The following is a 25,715-nucleotide window of genomic DNA, read 5'->3' on the forward strand; positions in this document are numbered from 1 at the left end:
ACGGTCGTAACCGGACGAGCTCCTCGACTGCCGGCAACCCGCCGGGTACGGCGGGAAGATGACATGTCGAGGAGATGGGCAACCCAGGTAAGGTCGCTCTCGACGGGTACGGCAGGGGCCGACGCGGCGCGTCGACACCGTCGGCCGGTTCCTTCAACGGCAGAGCGGGAAGCCACATGCCCAGCAGTTCGGGTCCATCGATCGACACGATCACCGAGGGAGGACGGGTGACCCAGGTCGGCGAGGGTCAGGAGGCAGACGAGAGCGCTCCTCCGGTTATGACCTTCGGTGCTCCCACGGCCGGTGAAGTCCTCGCCGAGCGTTACGAACTGGTTGAGCACATCAACAACGACAGCGCGGGTCGGCTGGTCTGGCGCGGGGTCGACGTCATCCTGCGCCGTCCCGTCGCGGTCGTGCTGCGCTACCCGGGTGGCGACTCCGCCACCGAGATGCTCCAGGCCGCCGTCGCGGCGAGCCGGGTCATCCACCCCAACCTGGTCGGCGTCTACGACGCGATCGACGAGGCCGAGCGGGCGTACGTGGTGCGCGAGTGGGTCGACGGGCAGTCCCTGCGCGACCTCGCGACCGACGGCCCACTGGATCCGGCCCGCGCCACCGCCATCGGCAACGCCGTCGCGAGCGCGCTCGCCGCGGTGCACGCCACCGGCATGGTGCACGGCAACGTCCACCCCGGCACCGTCATGATCAGCGACGAGGGTCGCGTGGTCCTGGCCGACGCGCGCACCGATGGTGCCGACAGCCAGGAGAACGACATCCGGGCGGTCGGCGGCATCCTCTACTTCGCCCTGACCGGCTCCTGGCCGCACGCCGAAGCACCCCTGCACGGTGCCACCGCCGGTCACGGCCGTGCCGCCATCCCGGACGCCGTTCGGGACGCCGGGGGTGGCATCGCGGCGCCACGTCAGGTCCGGGCGGGCGTGCCCGCCTACCTGGACGACCTGACCATGGATCTGCTCGACGCCGAGATCGCGCCGCCGTCGTCCGATGTGCTCGCCGCCGAGCTGGCCCGACTGGACGTGCCGGCCGAGGAGGAGCACTACCTCGAAAACAGCGGCCCGCTGCGTTTCGCCGCCGAGACCGGTGAAGAGCCGTCGCCACTGGCCGCGGCCGGTGGTCGCAAGGTTGCCGTGGGCATCGCCGGCCTGCTGGCGGTCGCCCTGGTCGGTCTGCTGATCGGGATCAGCACGCTTGGCGACAAGGACCCGCAGGCCAGCCCGAACCCCACTCCGTCGGCGAGCACCTCGGCCGGCGCTGCCACCCCGGCCGCCGCGGTGGTCCGCAAGCTGCCCGTGAAGGACGTCCGAATCATCGACCCGGACAGCAAGGTGCGCGATGAGCTGGACGGCGCCATCAAGGCGGTCGACGGCGACCCGGACAAGGGCTGGGGCACCGACACGTACACGACCGCCAAGTTCGGCAACACGAAGCAGGGCATGGGGATCTGGCTGGACCTCGGCGCGCCGCACACCGTCAAATCGGTGCAGGCGGTGCTCTCGGCCCGTGGCGCCTCCGCCCAGCTTCTCACCGGCAGCGTCAACCCGCCGTCGACCTCCAACGGCGACAAGCAGGTGATCGCCAACTACCGGACCGCGAAGAACGCCATCGGGCAGCCATTCGAGGACCACGACGGCACCACCATGGCGTTCGACGGCTTCGACGCCGACCGGAAATACCAGTACCTGCTGTTCTGGGTCACCGAGTTGCCGCCCGCCGAGGGGGGCTTCCAGGTCGACGTCCAGGAGATCACGGTCCAGGGGTCGTGAGCCTGGCACCCCCACCGTGGCGCCGCATTCGCAGGACGTGGTGATGGACGGGCACGCCGCGGCTTCGGATCTGGAGCTGCTGCGTGCCCACGTCGATGGTGACCGGCACGCTTTCGCCGAGCTGTTCCACCGGCACCGCGACCGGCTCTGGGCGGTCGCCCTGCGTACGCTCGGCGACCGTGAAGAGGCCGCCGACGCGCTCCAGGACGCGCTGCTCTCCGCGCACCGGGCAGCCGCCCGGTTCCGTGGTGACTCCGCCGTCACCACGTGGCTGCACCGCATCGTGGTAAATGCCTGCCTGGACCGGATGCGTCGCCGGCAGGCGCACCCGACCGTGCCGCTGCCGGACGGCAACCGCACGGGGGACGGCTCGGGCATCGGCGGGATCGAACCTGTCGCACCCGCACCGGACCACGACACCGCGCTGGTGGTCCGCGAGGCGCTGGCCGCGCTGCCCGTCGAGCAACGTGCCGCGCTGGTGCTGGTGGACGTCCAGGGCTACCCGGTCGCCGAGGTCGCCCGGATCCTCGGCATCGCCGAGGGGACGGTGAAGAGCCGGTGCGCCCGGGGCCGAGCCCGGCTGGCGGTGCTGCTCGGGCATCTTCGCCCCGCCGTCGCCCCGACGCCGTCGGCCCGCCCGCACGCAAACGGCCCGACCAGGGAGGTGCCGGGCGTCACGCCGGGGAACCCGAGCCCGGCCGAGGGCGTCGGATCGGGGTCGGGGCGGTACCGGCGGGACGCCAACCAGGAGGACACGTGACGACCGAGGGGTTCCGGGAGGTCGACGACGACCTCCTCGCTGACTACCTCGGCGGGGCGTTGGACGGCACCCCGCGGCAGGAGGAGGTCGCCGAGCTGGTGTCCACCGACCCGGCCTGGGCCGAGGCGTACGCGCTGCTGGCTCCCGCGCTCGCGGAGGTCCGTGCCGACCTGGGCCGCTGGGCCGAGCCGTCGCCGCGGATGCCGCAGGCGATCGCCGACCGTCTCGGCGCCGCGCTCGCAGATGCGGGGCCGACACCGGCCGAAACCTCGGCCGACGAGGATGCCTCCGCAACTTTCGAGGTCGACCGACCCGGCGACACCGCGCCACCGCCCATCGTGCCGACGCAGGGCGGTGCCGGCCGTCGGCCAGCCGTCCGCGTACCGGCCGGTGCCGGTCGTCCGGCGGCGCCCACCGGCCCGGGCCGCCGGCGCAGCTGGGTGCGCCGTGGCGCACCGGTGGCCACCGCCGCGATCGCCGTCGTCGCGCTCGCGTTGGGCCTGAACCAGCTGTCGATGGGCGCGAGCGACGACTCCGGCACCACCGCCATGAACGCGCCCGACATCGCCGCGGCGCCCGCACCGGTCCGCACCACCGGGCCGGCACTGCACAGCGGTACGAACTACGCCCCGCAGACCCTCGACGACCTGCAGACCGCATCGTCTCCCGGTCGGGCGACCAGTAACACGCCCGGCACCCAGCCGGGGGTGGAAGCCGAGGGTGACCGACGTCCGTCGCCCGACGGCTCGGACCAGTTGGCCCGGCTGACCACCGAGGCCGCGCTGACCACCTGCCTGACCAGCGTGGCGGCGGAACACGGATCCGCCCCCCTGACGGTCGAGTTGATCGACTACGCGCGGTTCCAGGGCGAGCAGACACTCATCATCCGTTTCACCGACGCGACCGGGGCCCGCTGGGCCTGGGTGAGCGGCCCGGAGTGCGGAGTGCCGGGGTCCGGCTCGGACAGCCGGTATTCGGCGCGGGTAGGGTGAATCCACGGTCGACGGCACGATGACCACCCACGTGACCTGACCCACCAGATGCCGGTTTCGGGAATCCCCGGTTCGTACGATGACGTTCTGGAAGTCAGCTGTCGGCCCCATCCAGGCGTCGGCAACTCGGATCAGCACCGGCGCTCACACCGACGCTGAAACACACACAATCGGGAGACGGCAGTGGACGAGGTCCGCAACCTGATCATCATCGGCTCCGGTCCGGCCGGCTACACGGCGGCGGTCTACGCCGCACGGGCCAACCTGAAGCCGCTGATCATCGAGGGCGTGCAGTCCGGTGGTGCGCTGATGACCACGACCGAGGTGGAAAACTTCCCCGGCTTCGCCGACGGCATCCTCGGCCCCGAGCTGATGGACAACATGCGCAAGCAGGCCGAGCGGTTCGGTGCGGAGTTTCTCACCGACGACGTGACCCGGGTCGAGCTGGTGGACACCGGCGACGCCGGTTCCGGCGCGGTGAGCACCGTCTGGGTCGGCCAGACCGCCTACCGGGCCCGCTCCATCATCCTCTCCACCGGTTCGGCCTGGCGTCCGCTGGGCGTGCCCGGCGAGCAGGAGTTCCTCGGCCACGGCGTCTCCTCCTGCGCCACCTGCGACGGCTTCTTCTTCCGCAACCAGCACATCGTGGTCGTCGGTGGCGGCGACTCGGCGATGGAGGAGGCCAGCTTCCTCACCCGCTTCGCGGAGTCGGTCACGATCATCCACCGCCGCGACTCGTTCCGGGCCAGCAAGATCATGGCTGAGCGGGCGTTGAGCAACGAGAAGATCAAGGTCGAGTGGAACAGCGCCGTCGAGGAGATCCTGGGCGACGACGGCAAGGTCACCGGCGTACGGGTCCGCAACGTGCACACCGGTGACACCAAGGTGCTGGACGTGACAGGTGTGTTCGTGGCCATCGGTCACGATCCCCGCAGCGAGCTCTTCCGTGGTCAGGTCGAGATGGACGACGAGGGCTACGTGAAGGTCCAGGCCCCCGGCACCCGCACCAACGTGCCAGGTGTCTTCGCCGCCGGTGACCTGGTCGACCACACCTACCGTCAGGCGATCACCGCGGCCGGCACCGGCTGTGCCGCCGCGCTCGACGCCGAACGGTTCATCGCGACGCTCAGCTGAAACAAGGAACACATCCCGGAGGAGGGGCATAGTGGGAAATACCAAGGCGGTCACCGACAAGAGTTTCGTCGCTGACGTGCTGCAGGCCGACAAGCCGGTTCTGGTGGACTTCTGGGCCGAGTGGTGCGGCCCCTGCCGCAAGGTGTCGCCGCTGCTCGAGGAGATCGCCGGCGAGATGGGCGACCGGGTCAGCATCGTCAAGCTCAACATCGACGAGAACCCGGAGACCGCCCGCGCCTACCGGGTCATGTCGGTGCCGACGCTCACCGTCTTCAAGAACGGCCAGCCGGTGCAGTCGATCGCCGGTGCCAAGCCGAAGGGCGAGCTGGTCCGGCTCATCGAGTCGGCTCTCTGAGCAGCAGAAACATCCACCGAACCCCGTACCCGCTCGTCGGGTGCGGGGTTCGGTGTCCTTCCGCCCGCGGCGTCGACGTTTTTCCCGGCCAGGCCACCTCGCCGCCCCGGAACGCATAGCCTCAACCCTGGGCCGCCCGGCCAGCCAGTGTCGTGCAGAGGGGGTCGTGCCGTGCGTCCGATCCGATCCGGTGACCGGGGACCCGCGGTCACGGAGATCCGCAGCATCCTGACCGGCCTCGACCTGCTCACCGTCACCGGGCCGCACGCCGACGAGTTCGACCTCGCCACCGAGCGGGCGGTCCGCGCTTTCCAGCAGTCCCGGGGCCTCAGCGTGGACGGCCGGGTCGGGGCGGAGACCTGGCGCGCCCTGGACGCCGCCCGCTGGCGGCTCGGCGCCCGCACCCTCTACCACGCGGTCCCCGACCCACTGACCGGCGAGGATGTCCGGTCGCTGCAGGAGCGGCTGCTGGAGATGGGGTACGACGTGGGCCGGGCGGACGCCATCTACGGCATCCGGACGTCCCGGGCGGTGGCCCAGTTCCAACGCGAGGTCGGCCTCACCCCCGACGGATCCTGCGGCCCGCACACCATGAACGCGCTGCGCCGGATCGGCCGCAAGGTGGTCGGTGGCCGACCGCAGTGGCTACGCGAGTCCGACGCCATCCGGCAGTCCGGCCCGGCGTTGGTCGGCAAGACGGTGGTCATCGACCCCGGGCACGGCGGCACCGACCCGGGGATGGTGGTGCCCGACGGGTCGCTGCGCTGGACCGAGGCCGACCTGATGCATGACCTGGCCAGCCGGCTGGAGGGGCGACTCGCCGCGACCGGGGTGCGGGTGCAGCTCACCCGTGGCCCGTCGCCCGACAGATGCCTGCCGGACACCGACCGGGCGCTGCTGGCCAACTCGCTGGGCGCTGACGTGTTCATCTCGCTGCACCTGGACGGCCACGCCAACCCGGAGGCGGAGGGCGTCGCCACCTACCACTACGGCACCGACAACGGCGTGACGTCGGCGACCGGTGAACGCCTGGCCGGGCTGGTGCAGCGGGAGATCGTCGCCCGCACGGGGCTGCGCGACTGCCGTACCCACGCCAAGACCTGGGACCTGCTGCGGCTGACGCGGATGCCGGCCGTCCGGGTCGAGGTCGGCTACCTCACCTCGCCCACGGACCGCGCCCAACTGGTCGACCCCCGTTTCCACGACCGGGTGGTGGAGGCCATCGTGGCCGCGGTACAGCGGATGTACTACCCGATCGAGCGCGACGTTCCGACCGGCTCGCTGGACGTCAGCGAACTGCGGGCCGTCGTGACCGCCGGCACGGTGGTCGACTGACCCGCCGGGCGGCGATCAGGTGTTGGTGGAGCGGGTCGCCGGGGCGGGACGGACCGGACGAAGCAGGGTCTCCGGGCTCATCGAGCCGAGCAGCTTCTCCAGCGCGTACTCGACGTCGGACTTCCAGCTCAGCGCCGTCCGCAGCTCAAGGCGCAGCCGGGGAAAACGCGGATGCGGACGTACGGTCTTGAACCCCACCGAGAGGAAGAAGTCGACAGGTGCCACGCAGCCGCCCGCGGGGTCGTCCGCGTCGCCGAACTTGGCGTCGCCGAACGCCTCGATGGCCTTGATCCCCCGCTTGGTCAGGTCTCGGGCGACGCCCTGCACCAGCATCCGGCCCAGCCCGCCCCCGGAGAACGCGGCGACCACGTTGGCGGTCATCAGCAGTGCCGCGTCCGCGGAGACCGGTGAGGTCGGGAACGCCATCGAGCGGGGCACGTAGGCGGGCGGCGCGTACGTCACGAAACCCGCCGGCATGCCGTCGACGTACGCGAGCTTGCCGCAGGAACCCCACTCCAGCAGTGTCTGGGAGACCCACGCCTCCTTCTCCAGGCCCGGGTCACCGGCGGCGCAGGCCCGGTCCGCGGAGACCGGATCAAGCTCCCAGTAGACGCACTGCCGGCACGGCCGAGGAAGGTCTTCCAACGTGTCGAGGGTCAGGCTGACCAGACGTCGCGACATACGGCGCATCCCCACAATAGGCTCGGTGGAAGGATCGGCACGAAACGACAGTGCCGCCTTCCTGCCCCCGACGAGCGATCGTACGCCGCCGATCGGCGATACGGGAGGGGACGCGCAGATGCACACCGCACCGGGGGACGTCCCGGACGACGGTCCGCCATGTGGTCGATCCGTCTCGGCAGGCCTGCGACGTGGCCCTGGCGGACTAGGATCGACAATCGGTGTCCCACCGCCATGGTCATCGGTGAATGGGGTACCCGGGACGGGAACCACCCGAGCAGCGATCGAGGTGAGGTCATGACCGGCACGACTCTTGACGACTACACCGACCGGTACGCCCGGCGGGTACGCGGGATGACCGCCTCGGAGATCCGAGCACTGTTCGCGGTCGCCAGTCGTCCAGAGGTCGTCTCGCTCGCAGGTGGCGCACCGTACATTGCCGCCCTTCCGCTGGACGCGGTCGGTGAGATGCTCGGCCGGCTCGGCTCGGAGCACGGCGTGACCACCCTCCAGTACGGCATCGGTCAGGGCACCCTCGAGCTGCGCGAGCGCATCTGCGAGGTGATGGCGCTCTCCGGCATCGACGCCGCGTGCGGCGCCTCCCCGGAGGACGTCGTGGTCACCGTGGGCGGGCAGCAGGCCCTGGACCTGGTCGCCCGGCTCTTCCTCGACCCCGGTGACGTGGTGTTGGCCGAGGGTCCGACCTACGTGGGCGCGCTCGGCGTGTTCCAGGCCGCCCAGGCGCAGGTCGTGCACGTGCCGATGGACGCGGACGGGCTGATCCCGGAGGCACTGGAAACCGCCATCGCCGACCTGGCCCGCGCGGGCCGGCGGGTCAAGTTCCTCTACACGATCCCCACCTACCAGAACCCGGCCGGTGTGACGCTCAGCGAGGAGCGCCGGGAACGGGTGCTCGACATCTGCGAGCGCGCCGGTCTGCTCGTCGTCGAGGACGACCCGTACGGTCAGCTGGGTTTCGAGGGTGACGCACCGGCGCCTTTGCGGGCCCGTCGCCGCGACGGGGTCTTCTACCTCAGCACGTTCTCCAAGACCTTCGCGCCGGGGCTGCGCGTCGGCTGGATCCTGGCCCCGCACGCGGTCCGCGACAAGCTGGTCATCGCCAGCGAGGCCCAGATCCTCTGCCCCAGCGTCTACGCCCAGACCGCGGTGGCCACCTACCTCGGCACCATGCCGTGGCGGCAGCAGCTCAAGGTCTATCGCGAGGTCTACCGGGAGCGCCGGGACGCCCTGCTCGACGCGATGGCCGACCTGATGCCGGAGGGCACCAACTGGACCACGCCGGCCGGCGGTCTCTTCGTGTGGGCCACCCTGCCCGAGGGCCTCGACTCGAAGGCGATGATGCCCCGCGCGGTCGCCGCTCGGGTCGCCTACGTGCCCGGCACCGGCTTCTACGCCGATGGCACCGGCACCGGCGCGATGCGGCTGAATTTCAGCTTCCCGCCGCCGGAGCGGATCCGCGAGGGCGTCCGCCGGCTGGCCGGTGTGATGGAGCAGGAGATCGCGATGCGCCGGGTCTTCGGCGCCGTGGGCGGCACCGCCGGCCGACGCGGCCAGGCCGGCTCCGACGTGCCAGGGCCCGACTTGGCATGATGCCGGCATGGGTACGACCGCCACTGAGCGCCTCCTCGTGACCGATTCCGCCACCTCCACCGACCTGCGTGTCGTGGTGCTCGCGGGTGGGCTCTCCTACGAACGGGACGTGTCACTGCGCTCCGGTCGACGGGTGCTCGACGCGCTGCGCGCTGTCGGGGTGGAAGCCGAGTTGCGCGACGCCGACGCGGCGTTGCTCCCCGCGCTGGCCGCCGACCCGCCGGACGCCGTCGTCATCGCACTGCACGGGGCCACCGGCGAGGACGGCTCGCTGCGCGGCGTGCTGGACCTGTGTGACATCCCGTACGTCGGCTGCGACGCCCGCGCCTCCCGGGTCGCCTGGGACAAACCCTCGGCCAAGGCGGTGCTCCGCGAGGCCGGCATTCCCACACCGGACTGGGTGGCCCTGCCGCACGACCGCTTCTCCGAGCTGGGCGCGGTCGCCGTACTGGACCGGATCGTCGACCGACTCGGCCTGCCCCTGATGGTCAAGCCCGCCCAGGGCGGGTCGGGGCTGGGTGGCGCGGTGGTGCGGGACGCCACGGCGCTGCCCGCCGCGATGGTCGGGTGCTTCGCGTACGACTCCACGGCGCTCGTCGAGCGGTACGTGCCCGGCATGGACGTGGCGGTCTCCGTGGTCGACCTCGGCGACGGACCGCAGGCGCTGCCGCCCGTGGAGATCGTGCCGCGCAACGGCGTGTACGACTACGCCGCCCGCTACACGGCCGGACGGACCACCTGGCACGCCCCGGCCCGGTTGGACCCGGAGGTGTCCGCCACGGTCGCCGACGTGGCCCTCGCCGCGCACACCGCGCTCGGTCTACGGGACCTCTCGCGGGTCGACGTGATCGTGGACGCTGCCGGCCAACCACACGTGTTGGAGGTCAACGTCTCGCCGGGCATGACGGAGACGTCGCTCCTGCCACTTGCCGTGCAGGCGGCAGGGCTGGACTTCGGCCGGCTCCTCGGCACCCTGGTCGCCCGAGCGGCAGCCCGCCTCACCACTCCCTGACCTACTCGCCGCCGCCTCGGTGCGCCGCCGCCCCTGAGCCGACCATGAGGTTGGCGTGGCTGCCACACGCCTGGATCACCGCACCACCCTCATGGTCGATCCACCGTCAACGAACCGTCCGTGCGTCCGGCCCGTCGGTGCGCGGCGGTGCGGCGGGTACGGGACCGGCGGTGCTGCTGTCCGGGCTGCTGTTGTCCGCAGTGCCGTTGTCCGGGCTGCTGTTGTCCGGGGTGCTGTTGTCCGCAGTGCCGCTGTGCGGGGTGCCGTCGTCCGAGGTGCCGTCGTCCGGGGTGCCGTTGTCCGGGGCCACCTGCTTGACGGTCTGCCCGGCCGTGCCGGGGACGGCCTCGTCATCGGTGTCCCCCGCCGAGCCAGAGAGGCCTGCGGCACCGCCGAGAACCTCGGGTCCGCCGGGAAGCGGCTCCGCCGTGCCAGCGGCGGCGGTTGCTGGGACGACGGCGGTTGTCGGCGTACCGGACGTCGAAGCGATGGATGGTGAGGCGGTGGACGCGCCGGTTGCCACGTGGGTGGCGGATGCCGATCGGGCGGCTCCGCCGGTCGGCTCGGCGACGTCGACCGGAGAGCCGGCCTCCACGACGAGGGAATCCGCTGCGGGTGCTGCGTCCTCGTCGGTCTGACCGGTGGCGACGATAGGCTCGGGCGCTGGTTCCAAAGTCTCCTCTGCGGCCTCGATGACCGAGGCCGCCGCTGCCGAGGCTGCCTCCGCAGCGGCGGCGGCAGCGGCATCCGCGGCGGCCGACTGGGCCAGCAGGCTGGACGGTGCCTGCCACTGGATCCGGGGTGGCTCAGCGAGCGGACGACCACCGAACTCGGCAAGCCAGGCGGCAACGAGCGCCAGATTCTCCCGCCACTGCGCCTCGGAGATCGGCGGCAGAATCGAATCCCACAGCGACAGGAAGGTGCCCCGCAACTGGAGGCGGCCGTACGGCCGGGCGAGGAACCACATGTGCAGGTGAGCCGAGCCGTCTCCCCACCGGTTGACGTGCACCCGCGCCACGCCGTCGAGTGACCGGATGGCCCGTTCCAGCCGTACGGTCATCACGCCCAACTCGGCGGCAAGCAGGTTCGGCAGGTCACCGAGGTCGAGGTGGGTCCGCGATTCCAGGATGAGCACCATGGGCAGCCCGGTGGGCCGATCCATGGCACGGACTCGCCACCGTTCGCCCACCCAGATGTAGGCCTCGTCGGGCGCGTTGCAGGCGGTGCATTCCCGGAGGCCCTCGCCCTTCCGGGGCGGTTCGACCGGGACCGGATCATCGAGTTGCTTCACGTGGAGGTCCCCCTCGAAGGGGAACGACGGCCACTGCGTGAAGTCCGGGACTGAGGGAGGGGTGTCGTGCACGACGCTGACCCTAACCGAGTCTGGCACCGCTGTCCCTACCCGTTTGACCCCTCCCGATCGACTAGATCAGTGCTCTTCGTCGATCAGGTGTGCCACGTCACCACCGCGCGGCGAAGCGATATCCACAGGCTGCCGAGATCGCCAATACGGGCCGTCATCCACAGGCTCACACCCGCTCTCACGCGCTGTTTCACGTGAAACAGGGGGTGCCTGTGGACAACGGGTGTGGATAACTTTTCCACCGGTCGGTCGTTGTCGGAAGATCGCCGAACCGCGTAGCAATGACGGCTCGATGCCGCCAGCCGAGCGGGGACGGACCTGTCCCGCTCGGTCGCGCAGGGCGCTGCCCGGGAGGGACAGCCGCGCCGACCGACGGGCGGACAACGGCGATCGAAACGCCCTTCCGGACTACCTGACCGAGCCGCCGCCATGGAGGTGTGGGTTACCCGCCCGCGTAACCGCTGAGACTGGCGGTACGAGGCGCGGACGCCTCCGTGCCCCGAGGGGCGCCGGGGTTGCCGAGGGGCGCGAGGGCTCACTGGGCTCGCGGGATGTGGGGCAGCATCGATCGCTGGTCGACGGTCCCACGTCGGGGCCCACCCGGACAGTGCGTGGCGATGACGAGAAGTGGCTGTCGAGCGTCAGGCAGCGACGGCGACAGCGACGAGGATTCAGGGCCGTACACGCGTCGAGAAGGTCGTAAGAAGTTCCGGAGCGACCGGAGGGTACCCCTGCGGCCCAGGAAGCGGCAGCGGGCCACTCAACGGCCGCACGGGCGCCTCATGGTCATCCCACGGGGAATCGGAAGGTCCACGCGACAGCGGATCTCCGTTTCACGTGAAACGGAGCCCGCGCACGCCCCGTGCCCGCAATGATCGACTCGGTTTTCATGAAGTCGCGGTGTCCGGCCCAGCGTGATGCACCGACTTTCAGAAAGCCGAGTCGATCATTGCGGGCACACCGTCGTGATCGACCGCAGCCCGCCGTTGCGGGCACGCGTCGGGATCGGCGCGGACCGACGCCGCAGACCGCCATCGCGGGCCGCCGTCGCGGGCCGCCGTCGCGGAGGACCGCCGTCGCGGAGGACCGCCGTCGCGGAGGACCGCCGTCGCGGGCCGCCGTCGCGAGCCGCCGTCGCGGAGGACCGCCGTCGCGGAGGACCGCCATCGCGGAGGACCGCCATCGCGGAGGACCGCCGTCGCGAGCCACCATCGCGGACCGACCCGCGGACCGCCGTCGCGAGCCACCGTCGCGGACCGACGCCGCGAGCCACCGTCGCGATCACTGCGGACCGGCGAATCGATCAGCGCGAGATGCGGCGTCGCGACGCGGCGCGGCGTCGGGCCGCCGGCTGACCCCCGCTGCGGCTCGCGAGTGCGACAGGCCCCGCCCCAGGAACGGCAATCGACAGCTGTTTCACGTGAAACGCGGAAGCCGGAAGCAGAACGGCCGCGCTACCCGGAGGGGTGCGCGGCCGTAGGCGGAGAGGGCGGGTTCAGTCCCCGCTCTCCTCCTGCTGCACTCCGATGATCCCGACGATCCGCTCAAGGTCGTCCACGGTGGCGAACTCGATGGTGATCTTCCCCTTGCTCCGGCCGATGTCGACCTTCACCCGAGTGTCGAACCGGTCGGACAGGCGGTCGGCGAGATCGGTCAGGGCTGGCGCGTGGGCCTTCGGCCGCCGCTTCGCGGCCTGCCCCTTTGCCGGCCCATCGTTGAGCGTCAGCGCGACGATTTCCTCGGTCGCCCGAACCGAGAGGCCCTCGGCCACGATCCGCAACGCCAGCTGCTCCTGCGCCTCGGTCTCGTCGAGGCTCAGCAGAGCGCGGGCGTGGCCTGCGGACAGGATCCCCGCGGCAACCCGGCGCTGCACCTGGGCCGGCAGGTTCAGCAGCCGGATGGTGTTGGAGATCTGCGGGCGACTCCGGCCGATCCTGCGGGCCAACTCCTCGTGGGTGGCCCCAAACTCCTCCAGCAGTTGCTGGTAGGCGGCGGCCTCTTCGAGAGGGTTCAGATTGGCTCGGTGGATGTTCTCCAGGAGGGCGTCGCGGAGCATGGCGTCGTCCCGGGTGTCCCGGATGATGGCGGGAATGCTGTCCCGCCCCACCGCCTGGGCGGCCCGCCAACGCCGCTCGCCCATCACCAGCTCGTACTTCTCGTCGTCGAGCTGCCGGACGACGATGGGCTGAAGGAAGCCGACCTCCTGGATCGAGGTCTTGAGCTCTTCCAGTGCCTCCTCGTCGAAGACCTGGCGGGGCTGCTTCGGGTTGGGCAGGATCGCGTCGACCGGAATCTCGGCGAATCGTGCTCCGGGTACGGGGCTGAGCGTGGGCTCCGGCTCGTGAACCTGCGTCGCGGCGGTGACCGCCGGAACGGCTGCGGCGTCGGCCTCGACCGGGTGCTCGTTCTCCGGCTCCACCGTTGCGGTGCCGGCGGCACCCGGCACCGGCCCGGTCGGGATCAGCGCCCCCAGGCCCCTACCCAGACCGCCCCGAGGACGGTTCTTCATGCCTCGCCTCCCAGCGACTCGTCCGCACTACGCATTCCGACCCACCGGCTCCTTGACGCCTCGCTCGGCGATCTCCTGGGCGGCCTCGAAGTAACTCGTGGCTCCCCGCGATCCGGGATCGTAGGTCATCACCGACTGGCCGTAGCTGGGTGCCTCGGAGACCCGGACGTTGCGGGGGATGACCGCCTGGAGGACCTTGTCGCCGAAGTGGTTCCGGACGTCCTGCTCGACGGCGTCGGCCAACCGGGTACGCCTGTCGTACATCGTCAGGAGGATGGTGGAGACATCGAGCTTCGGGTTGAGGTGTTGGCGTACCAGGTTGATGTTGTTGATCAGCTGGTTGAGCCCTTCCAGGGCGTAGTACTCGCACTGGATCGGGATCAGCACCTCCTGCGCGGCAACGAGGGCGTTGACCGTGAGCAGACCGAGCGACGGCGGGCAGTCGATGAAGACGTAGTCGAACTCGCCCGGGTAGGCGGCGATCGCCCGGTCCAGGCGTGACTCCCGCGCCACGACCGACACGAGCTCGATCTCGGCGCCGGCCAGGTCGATGGTCGCGGGTACGCACCAGAGGTTGGGGATGCCCTCGACCGCCTGCGCCACCTCGGCCAGGGGCACGCTGTTGATCAGACAGTCGTAGACGTCCGGGATGCCGGTGTGGTGCGGGACGTTGAGCCCGGTCGAGGCGTTGCCCTGCGGATCGAGGTCCACCACGAGCACCCGGTTGCCGTGCAGGGCGAGGGCCACTGCAAGGTTGACGGTGGTCGTGGTCTTACCCACGCCGCCCTTCTGGTTGGCGACGCACATGACCCGGGTCCGGTCCGGCCGAGGCATGGTCACCTCGCCACTGGGATTCAGGATCTGCACGGCGCGCATCGCCTCCATAGCCAAGGGTGGGTCATCCTCTTCGCGCGTCGGGGTTTCACGTGAAACGTACGTGGGGTCGGTTGCCACGGCAGCCAACGAGTCGGTCGAAGTGACCGGCGCGTCGGCGATCACCGGCACGGCATCTCGTACCGCCGCGGCGCCGGGTTGGTGCGGGACCGCGGGCTCGAAGCGAACCGCTCGGGCGGTGTTGCGCCGGCCTGACGTCTGCCGCACCTCGACGACGTTGGCCGGTCGGGTCAGCCCTTCGGATGTCCGGCGAACACTCGCCGGGTCCACCACTTCGGCCCCGGTCGGTGGATCCGCTGGATCTCCGCCGAACAACGACGGATCGCCGTCCGCAGGCCCGGTCGTTCCGGGAGGCCAGCTCGGGTAGTCGGTTTCACGTGAAACGGGATCGCCTGTCGACCCGGTCACGCGTGGATCGTCGTACCTGCCGTCGTCATGCACCTGTCATCCCTGCCCGCTTCGGATGGTCGGTCCGCGCCCCGGTCAACTTGGCCACACCCACGCTCGCAACCCGGAGCGTACGGCCCTCGGGAGCGGTCGGAGACCCCGCGACGTCCGTCGCCGCTTCACACTATCGACGCGCGGTCAGCCTACGGCGGACGGGCGCGGCCGGTCCACGTCGGGTTCTCATCCCCTCGTCCATCCGTACCGGTACAACGAGGCAACCCACCGACCGGAAGCCCGATGACACGAAGTGTCAGCGTCGGCGGGTCCGGCCGTTCCGGGACCGCTTGTTGGTCGCCGCGCGTGCCGGGCCGACCATCCGCTCGCGCACGATCTCCACGACGGTGGTGGGCGGGTCGATCACCCCGGTCCCACAGAGGTGCAGGGTGGGCTCCCCGCCACCGAGTCGCGCCACCACCTCGGCGTGCTCCTCGATCTCGACGGCCGCGGACGAACCCTTCAGCGCCAGCAGGCGGCCGCCACGCACCGCCAGGGGGAGACTCCAGCCGGCCAGGCGATCCAGTGGCGCGACCGCGCGGGCAGTGACCACGTCTCCGCTGATCGGGTCCCGACCGCTCGAACCGGTAGCCGCCTCGTCGGCCCGGCCGCGGAACACCCGTACCGACTTGGCCAGGCCGAGTCGCTCGACGACCTCGATCAGGAACGACGTGCGCCGTGCCAGCGGCTCGATCAGGGTGACGGTGAGATCGGGGCGCGCGATGGCCAGGACAAGACCCGGCAGACCGGCTCCGGAGCCGACGTCCAGGACTGTCGCGCCGGACGGGATCCGCTCGGCGACCACCGCGCAGTTGAGGAGGTGCCGATCCCAGATGCGAGGTGCTTCGCGGGGGCCGATCAGGCCGCGGACCACCCCGTCGGTGACCAACAACTCGGCGTACGCGGCGGCCAGGTCGAGACGATCGCCGAACAGGTTAAGCGCGGCCGGAGCCAGCTCTGGCGGCAGCGCCGCGTCCTCTGCTGACGGGGCGGTGCCGAGGTCGGCCGATTCGACGCCAGCCCCAGCGGGCTGGACAGCGGACGGCCCGAGCGGTGTGCCGCCCGGGCCGGTCACGGCGTCGGCCGTGCTGTCGTGGTGGGTCACCCGGTCAGTCCGCCGGCCGTACGACGATGCGCCGGGCCGGCTCCACGCCCTCGGACTCGCTCGCCACACCGGACATGGCGTTGACCACGTCGTGCACACACTTGCGCTCGAACGCGGACATCGCCTCCAGGCGGACCGGCTCGCCGTACTCCTTGACCTTCTCGACGGCGTTCTTGGCGACGGCGGCGAGTTCCTTGCGGCGGTTCGCCCGGTAGCCGCCGACGTCGAGCAGCAGACGGCTCGGCGTGCCGGTCTGCCGGAAAACGGCGAGGCGGGTCAGCTCCTGGAGCGCCTCCAGGGTGGCTCCGCGCTGACCGACCAGGTTCTGCAGGCGATCGCCGACCACCTCGACCATGGGGCGTCCGGCGGCGACCAACTCCTCGATGTCGCCGTCGTAGTCGAGGATGTCGAGCAGCCCTTCGACGTAGTCGGCCGCGATCTCGCTCTGCTGGAACAGGTCGCCCTCGCTCACCGCCTTCTTCACTCTGCCGCCAGCGGCGGTATCGGTGCCCTCGTCGGCCGCGCTGTCCTCGTCGGTCTCGGCGTCGTCGCCGTCCACCGCGAGCGTCGCGGTCTCCTCCTCGTCCAGGGACTGCTCGGTGCGGGGGATGCTGGTCTCGGTCACGGTCTCATCTCCGTACTCGCTCGGCCGGACCGTCGGGTCCGACTGGTTTCCCGGGGCCGGCGGGAGGTCGCCGGTGCCCGCGGGCACGTCTGTACGGGCAGTGTCGCCCGTGGCCGCACGGTGCGCGGTCGGTTCCGCTCGGCGCCACCGGACGGCGGCTGCGCGGCGCGGGACGGGCCGCCACCGGTCACCCGGCGACGGCCCGTGCGGGTCAGCCCTGCCGCTTGGCGGGACGGCTCTTCTTCGGGTTGTTCGCCGGCTTGGCACCCGGCTTCGGCCCGGCCACCTTGGGCGCGGTCGCCTTGACCGGCGCCGGCGGGGCCGCCTTGCCGCGACCGAACAGGCCACCGGACTTGGCGGGCTGCACCGGGCTGCGGTTGGCGGCGGGAGCGACGGCCTTCTTGGCGGTCACCGGCGGCGGGAACTTCCGCAGCACCCACTGCTGCTGGCCGAGGGTGAAGAGGTTGTTGGTGACCCAGTAGATGATGACGCCGATCGGGAAGATCGCGCCGGAGATCAGCAGCGACGCCGGGATGCCGTAGAGCATCAGTCGCTGGATCATCCGCTGCTGCGGGTCTTCCGCCCAGCCGGTCTTGAGGATCATCTGACGGCTGGTCAGGTAGGTGGTCGCGATCATCACCAGGACCAGGACGCCAGCAATGATCTTGACGGTGCTGCCGGTGGCGCCGAGGCGGGACAGTTCGTCGGCCGTGGAGCCGAACTTGCCGGCGATCGGGGCGGTGAAGAGCTTCGCCTGCGAGGCGCTGGTGAACTGGTCGACGCTCCACCCGTACAGGGTCTTGCCCTGGTTCGCCGGGTCCAGTCGCTTCAGGGTGTGGAAGAGACCCAGGAAGACCGGGATCTGAAGGAACATCGGAAGGCAACCCATCAGCGGGTTGGCCTTCTCCTTCTTGTAGAGCTCCATCATTTCTTTCTGGAGCGTCTCCCGGTCACCCTTGTGCTTCTCCTGAAGCTCCTTGACCTTGGGCTGGAGCGCCTGCATCGCCCGCTGGGACTTGATCTGCTTGACGAAGACCGGGAACAGGATCACCCGGACGGTGACCACCAGGAAGATGATGGACAAGATCCAGGCGAAGTTGGTGCCGATCACCGAGCCGACCGGTACCCCGATGGCGTCCCAGGCAGAGTGCCAGGTCAGCAGGATCCACGAAATCGCGTAGTAGATCCAGTCGAGACTCAGACTCAATTCGGGGCTCCAGTCACATCAGCACGGCGGCGGCCGCCCGGCTCCGGCACCGGGTCATGTCCACCAGGGTGAAAGGGGTGGCAGCGCAACAGCCGCCGGACCGCCAGCGTGGCTCCCCGGAGCGCGCCGTGCCGGACGATCGCCTCCTGGGCGTACGCACTGCACGACGGGTAGAACCGACAGCGGGCCGGCAGCGCCGGACTTATCCACCGACGGTACGCGATGATGGGCGCGATCAGCACCCTGGCACCGGTTGTCCGCAGACGTGGGCTGGTCTTCTCGGTGCCGGTCATCGGGACCGCCGCTCGCGGGGCGACCGGGCGACCGCGATGGCGGCATCCAGGTCGTTGGCGAGGCGAGGGTACGACGCCTCCGCCGCTGCGGGCAGCGCCCGGACGACAAGGGTGCTGCCGGCGGGTAGGCCGGTCAACCGGTCCTGGACCAGTGCTCGCAGCCGACGCTTGACCCGGTTGCGGATCACCGCGTTGCCGACGGCCTTGGACACGACGAAGCCGGCGCGGGACGGCACGGATGACTGCTCCGCGATGCTGTCCCGCACCGGCTCCGGCGAGGTCGGTGTGCTGGCCTCGGCGCTCACCGGCACGGTCAGGTGGACCACGACGGCGCCACGTCCGACACGTCGGCCACCGCGAACCGCTGCGGCGAAGTCAGTGCTGCGCCGCAGTCGTTGCGCGGCGGCCAGCACGACTGCCCACGTCCCCTGACCGGCCCGGTCGGCTCAGGCCGACAGGGTGGTGCGACCCTTGGCGCGACGGCTCGAGAGGATGGCACGGCCGGCACGGGTGCGCATGCGCAGCCGGAAGCCGTGGGTCTTCGCGCGCCGGCGGTTGTTCGGCTGGTAGGTGCGCTTGCTCACGTCAGGCTCTCCGTTTTCGTACGCGCCCCGCGCGACGGGATCGCCGGGGTCGTGTGGTGGTCCAGGCCACCTCGACGGTGGCCCCGATCGGTGCTGTCCGGTGGTGCGGGACCTCGGCGACGCGGGGATGCGACCGCGGACAGCAAGCACCCATCACCCTAGCAGAGGGCGAGAAAGCAGCCGTTCCAGCCTACGCAGGGGGGCAATGGCCGTCAAACACCCCGAGGAGCGGACAACAGGACGCGCCCGGAGCCGAAGGGTGGTTTTCGCTGATGCCGACAAGGCTGTCACCGCGTCGCCGGTTGATGGCGCAGGGACAACGCTGTTACCGTGCCCGATTGCGGTGAGCGTCGGAAGCTCCGGTCGTCGCGCAGGCAAGACCGGACAAGGTAGTGAATCGTTCGGCACGGTGAACCCGCTTCAACGCCCGGTCAGGCAGGGGGCAGGTGCCACCCGCGTCCGGCGGCGGCCACAATCGGTCGGTACACAGGCTGTGGATAACTTGTGGATGACCACCGGTCGACCGTCCGGGTGGGGTGTTGTTCCACCCGCGAACGCGGCGGGCCCGGGATGGCCGGCTGGCAGACAGCGGCGGCCGGGAGCAGAGGCGAGGGGGTGGCACGACGGTGGCCGGTACGACCGACCTTGCCGCAGTGTGGTTAGCGGCGACCGACGAGCTAGCCGACGAGATCATCTCTGCCCAGCAGCGTGCCTACCTCCGACTGACCCGGCTGCGGGCGATCGTCGAGGACACCGCGCTGCTCTCCGTGCCGGACGCGTTCACCCGCGACGTCATCGAGTCACGGCTGCGCCCGGCGATCACCGAGGCGCTCACCCGGCGGCTCGGTCGTCCGATCCAGGTCGCGGTCACCGTGCGGGTGGCCGAGGACGCCACGGGTCGACCGGCCGGCACCGTCTACCGCAGCGCCCCGGAGTCCAGCCCGTTCGACGTCGAGGGTCCGGCTGCCGCACCCTTCGACGACCACGGCGCACGAGCGCACGCCGACACGATGATCCCCGAGCAGACCCACGCGCCGCGGACGTCCGAGCCGGTCGCGCCACCCGCACCCGCGGGTCCGCCGCTCGCGCCGAGCGTCGACGCGCATCGTCCCGGGATGATCCCCGCCAGCCGAGACGGGCAGGAGGCGCTGTTCAGCGCCGCGTTCGCCGAACCGATGCGGCCGTCGCGCCCCGGGCCGGATCGTCGGGGCTACGACGAGCAGGCCGCTCGCCTCGACCCTCAGGGCCCGGACACCCGGCCCTACGAGCCGCGCTACCGGGAAGATTCGGGGTCGCCGCGCGACCAGCACGTGATCCGCGCGATGCCGCGCGACAGCGGAACGGACAGCGGCCCGGGTCGCAGCGCAGTGGACCACCGTACGGGTGGCCGCGACGACCGCCGGCTGCCCGGCGCCGACACCGGCGGCAACCGGCTCAACCCGAAGTACATGTTCGAGACGTTCGTCATCGGCTCGTCCAACCGGTTCGCGCACGCGGCGAGCGTGGCGGTGGCGGAGTCACCGGCGAAGGCGTACAACCCGCTGTTCATCTACGGGCACTCCGGGTTGGGCAAGACGCACCTGCTGCACGCCATCGGGCACTACGCCACGACACTCGGCAACGCCCGCTCGGTCCGGTACGTCTCGACCGAGGAGTTCACCAACGACTTCATCAACTCGCTGCGGGACGACAAGACAAGCGCGTTCCAGCGGCGCTACCGCGACGTCGACATCCTGCTGATCGACGACATCCAGTTCCTGGAGAACCGCGAGCGTACGCAGGAGGAGTTCTTCCACACCTTCAACACCCTGCACAACGCCAACAAGCAGATCGTGATCACCTCGGACCGGTCGCCGCGTCAGCTCGCCACCCTCGAGGACCGGATGCGAACCCGGTTCGAGTGGGGGCTGCTGGCCGACATCCAGCCACCCGATCTGGAGACCCGGATCGCGATCCTGCAGAAGAAGGCGGCGCAGGAGCGGATGTACGCCCCGCCGGACGTGTTGGAGTTCATCGCCTCGCGGGTGTCGAACTCGATCCGGGAGCTGGAGGGCGCGCTGATCCGGGTGACGGCGTTCGCCAGCCTGACCCGGTCGACGGTCGAGCTGTCACTGGCCGAGGAGGTGCTTCGGGACTTCATGCCCGACGGCGCCGGACCGGAGATCAACGCCGACCAGATCATGGCCTCGACGGCCGACTACTTCGGCGTGAGCCTGGAGGACCTGCGCGGCCAGTCCAGGTCCCGGGTGCTCGTCAACGCCCGGCAGGTGGCCATGTACCTGTGTCGGGAGCTGACCGAGCTGTCGCTGCCCCGGATCGGGCAGGCCTTTGGTGGCCGGGACCACACCACGGTGATGCACGCCGACCGGAAGATCCGGCAGCAGATGGCGGAACGCCGCTCGCTCTACAACCAGATCGCCGAGCTGACCAACCGGATCAAGCAGAACAGCTGAGGCGTACGCCGCCGTCGAGGCGGCACGCAGCCCAGGAAACGCCCGCCCGGATCTCCGGTCGGGCGTTTTTTCGGCCCTCCGACTGGACTCTCGACATGGTGTAGGCCACAGCATGGAGGCCGTGACCGCCTCGACTCCCACTCGTTGTCCACAGCTCGTTGTCCACCGTCGGTGGATAACTACGGTCCGTCCTTCGCCGGTTACCCACAGACTGTGGAGAAACCCTGTGTACGGAGCTGTGGACGCCTGGGGACAACCGTCACGTTATCCACCGCTGACTGTCGGCCTGTGTACGAGCTGTTGAAGGTTCTGGGGACGACGGCAATGGTGATCTTCATCGTCGTCCACAGGCTTGGGGAGAAAGTCGGTGGATTACCGGTGGACAACCGGTGGACAACGGTGGACAACCGAGCGCCGAGACCGGGCTGTGGACAGGCGAGCGAGTTGTACCCCCGGTTCTCCACAGCTAAATCACCTGTAGATAACCTGTCTGACCAGGGCAGACGCGGGTTTTCCACAGTTTGCACAGGTGCGATGAAGACGATGAGTTATCTCTTCTAAGAGAACAAAAACCAATCATCACCGTTGGGCTTTCTGTGGATCGTGCCGAGCGCTGCCCGATCACCCGGTCAGCACCGACACGAACCATGGGGTCGGGCGCACAGCCGATACCGACGCGCCCTAAGGTGCGATGGGTACCCGCACGGTTGGGCGGGACGGTAGGCAGCGGTCGGCATGAGAGAGTTGTCGCTGACGTCGACGCGGAGGCATTGATGAAGTTCCGAGTGGAGCGCGACGCGCTCGCTGAGGCCGTGGCCTGGACCGCGAAGAGCCTGCCCAACCGGCCATCCGTCCCGGTGCTGGCCGGGGTGATGCTCCGGGTCACCGACGGCAACCTGCGGGTCTCCGGGTTCGACTACGAGGTCTCCAGCCAGGTCACAGTCGAGGTGCAGGGCGACGCCGACGGCGCCGCGCTCGTCTCCGGCCGCCTGCTCGCCGAGATCACCAAGGCGTTGCCGGCCAAGCCGGTCGACATCGCCGCGGTCGGCGCCCACCTCGAGTTGGTCTGCGGCAGCGCCCGGTTCACCCTGCCCACCATGCCGGTGGAGGACTATCCGGCGCTGCCCGAGATGCCGCAGAGCGCCGGCACGGTCGACGCCGCCGCGTTCGCCACCGCGGTCTCCCAGGTGGCCATCGCGGCCGGTCGGGACGAGACGCTGCCGATGATGACCGGCGTCCGCGTCGAGCTCTCCGGCAACACGCTGTCGATGCTCGCCACCGACCGATACCGGCTGGCGCTGCGCGAGATCCAGTGGCAGCCGGACGACCCCGACGTCAGCATCAACGCCCTGGTGCCCGCCCGCACCCTGAACGACACCGCCAAGGCCCTCGGCCCGCTGGGCGGCGAGGTCACGCTCGCCCTCGCCCAGGGCGCTGCCGGCGAGGGCATGGTCGGTCTGGCCGGCGGCACCCGGCGCACCACCAGCCGCCTGCTCGACGGCGCCAACTACCCGCCGGTGCGCTCGCTCTTCCCGGCCACCCACAACGCCGCCGCCCGGGTGCCGGTCAGCACCCTGATCGAGGTGGTCAAGCGGGTCGCGTTGGTCGCCGAGCGGGCCACTCCGGTGCTGCTGAGCTTCAGCGCCGACGGCCTGGTGGTCGAGGCCGGCGGTTCCGAGGAGGCGCGGGCCAGCGAGGCCATGGAGGCCACCTTCACCGGCGACGCGCTGACCATCGGCTTCAACCCGCAGTACCTCATCGACGGCCTGGCCAACCTGGGGTCCCAGACCGCCGTGCTCTCGTTCGTCGACGCCTTCAAGCCCGCGGTGATCTCACCCGCCGGCGAGGATGGAGAGGTAATTCCGGGGTACCGGTACCTCATCATGCCGATCCGCGTCTCGCGCTGATCGCGCCCAGCAACACCCAGATCCACGGAGGTAGAAACACATGCAGCTCGGCCTTGTAGGACTCGGCCGGATGGGCGGCAACATGCGGGAGCGGTTGCGCGCGGCCGGTCACGACGTTGTCGGTTTCGACCACAACGCGCAGCTGAGCGACGTCCCGACCATCGCGGGCCTGGCAGAGAAGCTCGAGTCGCCGCGCGTGGTCTGGGTCATGGTGCCCGCCGGTGTCACCGACGCCACCATCGACTCCCTCGCCGAGGTGCTCGGCGAGGGCGACATCATCATCGACGGCGGCAACTCCCGCTTCAGCGACGACGCGCCCCGGGCCGAGCGGCTCAACGAGTTGGGCATCGGCTACCTCGACGTCGGCGTCTCCGGTGGCGTCTGGGGCCGGCAGAACGGCTACGGGCTGATGGTCGGCGGCTCCCAGGAGCACGTCGACCGGCTGATGCCGATCTTCAACGCGCTCAAGCCGGAGGGCGAGTTCGGCTTCGTGCACGCCGGGCCGGTCGGTGCCGGGCACTACTCGAAGATGGTGCACAACGGCATCGAGTACGGCCTCATGCACGCCTACGCCGAGGGCTTCGAGCTGATGACCGCCTCCGAGCTGGTGACGAACGTGCCCGGGGTCATCAAGTCCTGGCGCGAGGGCACCGTCGTCCGCTCCTGGCTGCTCGACCTGCTCGACCGGGCGCTCGACGAGGACCCGGAGCTGGCTGACCTCAGCGCCTACACCGAGGACACCGGCGAGGGTCGCTGGACCGTCGACGAGGCGGTCCGCCTGGCGGTGCCGCTCAACGTCATCACCGCCTCGCTGTTCGCCCGGTTCAATTCGCGGCAGGACGACGACTCGCCCGCCATGAAGGCCGTCTCCGCGCTGCGCCAGCAGTTCGGTGGCCACGCCGTCCACAAGCGCTGAGCGGTATCCACACCCTGTGTATGTCCACCGACTGGAACTTGTCGACTTCCGCTCGTACGAGCGGGTGGCCGTCGACCTCCAGCCGGGGGCGAACGTCCTGACCGGCCCCAACGGCGTCGGCAAGACGAACCTCGTCGAGGCGCTGGGCTACGTGGCGACTCTGGACTCACACCGGGTCGCCACCGACGCGCCGCTGGTCCGGATGGGCGCCACCGCCGCGGTGATCCGCTGCGCGGTGGTGCACGACGGCCGGGAGCTCCTGGTCGAGTTGGAGATCGTGCCCGGCAAGGCCAACCGGGCCCGGCTGGGCCGCTCACCGGCGCGGCGGGCCCGGGACGTGCTCGGCGCCCTGCGACTCGTGCTCTTCGCCCCGGAAGACCTCGAGTTGGTCCGGGGCGACCCGTCCGAGCGCCGCCGCTACCTGGACGACCTGCTGGTCAACCGGCAGCCCCGGTTCGCGGGTGTGCGGGCCGACTACGAGCGGGTGGTCAAGCAGCGCAACGCCCTGCTGCGCACCGCGTACCTGGCTCGCAAGACCGGCGGGTCCCGCGGCGGCGACCTCGGCACCCTCGCCGTCTGGGACACCCACCTGGCCCAGCACGGCGCGGAGCTGCTCGCCGGCCGCCTGGAACTGGTTGCCGCGCTCACCCCGCACGTCGCCAAGGCCTACGACGCGGTGGCCGCCGGTCGGGGCGCGGCGAGCATCGCCTACCGGCCCTCGATCGAGCTGGCCGAGCCGACCACCGACCGGGCTGCGTTGGCCGAGGCCCTGACGGCGGCCCTGGCCGCGTCCCGTTCCGCCGAGATCGAACGGGGCACCACCCTGGTCGGCCCGCACCGCGACGAGCTGGCGCTGACCCTCGGGCCACTGCCCGCCAAGGGGTACGCCAGCCACGGCGAGTCGTGGTCGTTCGCGCTCGCGCTGCGACTGGCCGGGTACGACCTGCTGCGCGCCGACGGCATCGAGCCGGTGCTGGTGCTCGACGACGTCTTCGCCGAGTTGGACACCGGCCGCCGGGAGCGCCTGGCGGAGTTGGTCGGCGGGGCGAGCCAACTGCTTGTCACCTGCGCGGTGGACGACGACGTGCCGGCGGCCCTGCGCGGGACCCGCTACCAGGTTGGCGAAGGGACGGTACGCCGTGTCGGATGAGCCACGCCCCAAAGGACCGGAGACGGGTAAGGGTGACGCGGCAGCCGCGCGTACCCCCGGGTCGGAAGCGACCGGCGGTGAGTCGGCGCCCGCCGGGCCGGAGCTGGCGCGGGCGGTGCTCGACGCGGCGCTGTCCCGGCGGCAGGCGGCGGCCCGAGCCCGACGTACCCCGGGTGGCGCCGGCGGCGACGCGGCCGGCGGATCGGGGCGGCGGCTGCGCGGCTACTCCGGCCCGGGCCCCGACCCGCGCGACCCGCAGCCGCTCAGCGCCGTGCTGAACCGGCTGGTGAAGGCGCGTGGCTGGCAGCAGCCGGCCGCCGAGGCCACCGTGTTCGGCGCCTGGGAGCGCGTGGTCGGCGCGGAGGTGGCGCAGAACAGCCGCCCGGTCAAACTGGAGAACGGCGAGCTGACCGTGGAGGCACGCTCGACGGCCTGGGCGACCCAGCTGCGCCTGCTCGCCGGCTCGCTGCTCAAGCAGATCGCCAGCGAGGTCGGCCACAACGTGGTGCGCAAGCTGCACATCCACGGCCCGGCCGCGCCCTCCTGGGGGAAGGGGCCACGCCGGGTACGCGGCCGGGGCCCCCGCGACACGTACGGCTGAGCC

23 protein-coding genes are annotated in these 25,715 nt (G+C 70.8%); 13 read left to right on the forward strand and 10 right to left on the reverse strand.

Annotated elements, in window-relative coordinates; translation table 11 throughout:
- The first annotated feature begins 176 nt into the window (after positions 1–176).
- The 6 genes from AB0B57_RS07005 (at position 177) to AB0B57_RS07030 (ending at position 6,360) form a co-directional block, all read left to right on the forward strand.
- The gene (locus tag AB0B57_RS07005; RefSeq protein ID WP_357066100.1) at positions 177–1,784 is read left to right on the forward strand and encodes a protein kinase family protein; all 1,608 of its coding nucleotides are present in this window, start codon (positions 177–179) and stop codon (positions 1,782–1,784) included.
- 43 nt (positions 1,785–1,827) lie between these two features.
- Positions 1,828–2,544, forward strand: a complete 717-nt coding sequence (gene sigM / locus AB0B57_RS07010; protein WP_357066103.1) for an RNA polymerase sigma factor SigM — start codon at positions 1,828–1,830, stop codon at positions 2,542–2,544.
- Positions 2,541–3,536 carry a hypothetical protein gene (locus tag AB0B57_RS07015; RefSeq protein ID WP_357066106.1) on the forward strand — a complete coding sequence of 332 codons (996 nt, stop codon included), beginning with the start codon at positions 2,541–2,543 and terminating at the stop codon, positions 3,534–3,536. The genes sigM and AB0B57_RS07015 overlap by 4 nt, the downstream gene beginning before the upstream one ends.
- A gap of 183 nt (positions 3,537–3,719) precedes the next feature.
- The gene (gene trxB, locus AB0B57_RS07020; protein ID WP_357066108.1) at positions 3,720–4,670 is read left to right on the forward strand and encodes a thioredoxin-disulfide reductase; all 951 of its coding nucleotides are present in this window, start codon (positions 3,720–3,722) and stop codon (positions 4,668–4,670) included.
- A gap of 31 nt (positions 4,671–4,701) precedes the next feature.
- Complete coding sequence (gene trxA, locus AB0B57_RS07025; protein WP_053651673.1) at positions 4,702–5,025, forward strand: thioredoxin; 324 nt, start codon at positions 4,702–4,704, stop codon at positions 5,023–5,025.
- A gap of 171 nt (positions 5,026–5,196) precedes the next feature.
- A complete protein-coding gene (locus AB0B57_RS07030; RefSeq protein ID WP_357066111.1) occupies positions 5,197–6,360 on the forward strand; it encodes an N-acetylmuramoyl-L-alanine amidase in 1,164 nt (387 codons plus the stop codon).
- Between the two features lie 15 nt (positions 6,361–6,375).
- Here the strand turns inward: AB0B57_RS07030 and AB0B57_RS07035 are convergent, their stop codons facing one another.
- The gene (locus AB0B57_RS07035; RefSeq protein ID WP_357066114.1) at positions 6,376–7,041 is read right to left on the reverse strand and encodes a GNAT family N-acetyltransferase; all 666 of its coding nucleotides are present in this window, start codon (positions 7,039–7,041) and stop codon (positions 6,376–6,378) included.
- A gap of 297 nt (positions 7,042–7,338) precedes the next feature.
- Between AB0B57_RS07035 and AB0B57_RS07040 the strand changes: the two genes are divergently transcribed.
- Complete coding sequence (locus tag AB0B57_RS07040; protein ID WP_357066117.1) at positions 7,339–8,652, forward strand: PLP-dependent aminotransferase family protein; 1,314 nt, start codon at positions 7,339–7,341, stop codon at positions 8,650–8,652.
- A 7-nt stretch (positions 8,653–8,659) separates the two neighbouring features.
- A complete protein-coding gene (locus tag AB0B57_RS07045; protein ID WP_357066120.1) occupies positions 8,660–9,664 on the forward strand; it encodes a D-alanine--D-alanine ligase in 1,005 nt (334 codons plus the stop codon).
- Between the two features lie 106 nt (positions 9,665–9,770).
- On the opposite strand, the gene AB0B57_RS07050 is transcribed toward AB0B57_RS07045, so the two are convergent.
- The 9 genes from AB0B57_RS07050 to rpmH form a co-directional block, all read right to left on the reverse strand.
- Positions 9,771–11,027 carry a hypothetical protein gene (locus tag AB0B57_RS07050; protein WP_357066122.1) on the reverse strand — a complete coding sequence of 419 codons (1,257 nt, stop codon included), beginning with the start codon at positions 11,025–11,027 and terminating at the stop codon, positions 9,771–9,773.
- 1,495 nt (positions 11,028–12,522) lie between these two features.
- A complete protein-coding gene (locus AB0B57_RS07055) occupies positions 12,523–13,536 on the reverse strand; it encodes a ParB/RepB/Spo0J family partition protein (protein WP_357066125.1) in 1,014 nt (337 codons plus the stop codon).
- A 27-nt stretch (positions 13,537–13,563) separates the two neighbouring features.
- Entirely contained in the window at positions 13,564–14,871 is a 1,308-nt protein-coding gene (locus tag AB0B57_RS07060) for a ParA family protein (protein ID WP_357066128.1), read from the reverse strand.
- Between the two features lie 256 nt (positions 14,872–15,127).
- Entirely contained in the window at positions 15,128–15,976 is an 849-nt protein-coding gene (gene rsmG, locus AB0B57_RS07065) for a 16S rRNA (guanine(527)-N(7))-methyltransferase RsmG (protein ID WP_357066130.1), read from the reverse strand.
- Between the two features lie 4 nt (positions 15,977–15,980).
- Positions 15,981–16,601: a R3H domain-containing nucleic acid-binding protein gene (locus AB0B57_RS07070; protein ID WP_357066132.1), complete on the reverse strand. Its 621-nt coding sequence runs from the start codon at positions 16,599–16,601 to the stop codon at positions 15,981–15,983.
- A 211-nt stretch (positions 16,602–16,812) separates the two neighbouring features.
- Positions 16,813–17,802, reverse strand: a complete 990-nt coding sequence (yidC, locus tag AB0B57_RS07075; RefSeq protein WP_357066543.1) for a membrane protein insertase YidC — start codon at positions 17,800–17,802, stop codon at positions 16,813–16,815.
- 2 nt (positions 17,803–17,804) lie between these two features.
- The gene (yidD, locus tag AB0B57_RS07080) at positions 17,805–18,101 is read right to left on the reverse strand and encodes a membrane protein insertion efficiency factor YidD (protein ID WP_357066135.1); all 297 of its coding nucleotides are present in this window, start codon (positions 18,099–18,101) and stop codon (positions 17,805–17,807) included.
- On the reverse strand, positions 18,098–18,514 hold the full coding sequence (gene rnpA, locus AB0B57_RS07085) for a ribonuclease P protein component (protein WP_357066138.1): 417 nt from the start codon (positions 18,512–18,514) through the stop codon (positions 18,098–18,100). Before rnpA ends, yidD begins: the two co-directional genes overlap by 4 nt.
- Before the next feature lie 33 nt (positions 18,515–18,547).
- The gene (gene rpmH / locus AB0B57_RS07090) at positions 18,548–18,685 is read right to left on the reverse strand and encodes a 50S ribosomal protein L34 (protein ID WP_007453904.1); all 138 of its coding nucleotides are present in this window, start codon (positions 18,683–18,685) and stop codon (positions 18,548–18,550) included.
- Positions 18,686–19,311: 626 nt separating this feature from the next.
- Here rpmH and dnaA point away from each other — a divergent pair.
- The 5 genes from dnaA (at position 19,312) to AB0B57_RS07115 (ending at position 25,712) form a co-directional block, all read left to right on the forward strand.
- Entirely contained in the window at positions 19,312–21,138 is a 1,827-nt protein-coding gene (gene dnaA, locus AB0B57_RS07095) for a chromosomal replication initiator protein DnaA (protein ID WP_357066141.1), read from the forward strand.
- A 773-nt stretch (positions 21,139–21,911) separates the two neighbouring features.
- On the forward strand, positions 21,912–23,045 hold the full coding sequence (gene dnaN / locus AB0B57_RS07100) for a DNA polymerase III subunit beta (RefSeq protein ID WP_357066144.1): 1,134 nt from the start codon (positions 21,912–21,914) through the stop codon (positions 23,043–23,045).
- Positions 23,046–23,085: 40 nt separating this feature from the next.
- Positions 23,086–23,961 carry a phosphogluconate dehydrogenase (NAD(+)-dependent, decarboxylating) gene (gene gnd, locus AB0B57_RS07105; protein ID WP_357066148.1) on the forward strand — a complete coding sequence of 292 codons (876 nt, stop codon included), beginning with the start codon at positions 23,086–23,088 and terminating at the stop codon, positions 23,959–23,961.
- Between the two features lie 16 nt (positions 23,962–23,977).
- Positions 23,978–25,111, forward strand: a complete 1,134-nt coding sequence (gene recF / locus AB0B57_RS07110) for a DNA replication/repair protein RecF (RefSeq protein ID WP_357066151.1) — start codon at positions 23,978–23,980, stop codon at positions 25,109–25,111.
- A complete protein-coding gene (locus tag AB0B57_RS07115) occupies positions 25,101–25,712 on the forward strand; it encodes a DciA family protein (RefSeq protein WP_357066154.1) in 612 nt (203 codons plus the stop codon). Before recF ends, AB0B57_RS07115 begins: the two co-directional genes overlap by 11 nt.
- Positions 25,713–25,715 lie beyond the last annotated feature (3 nt).

The organism is Micromonospora sp. NPDC049101, assembly GCF_040648675.1.
Taxonomy (GTDB): domain Bacteria; phylum Actinomycetota; class Actinomycetes; order Mycobacteriales; family Micromonosporaceae; genus Micromonospora.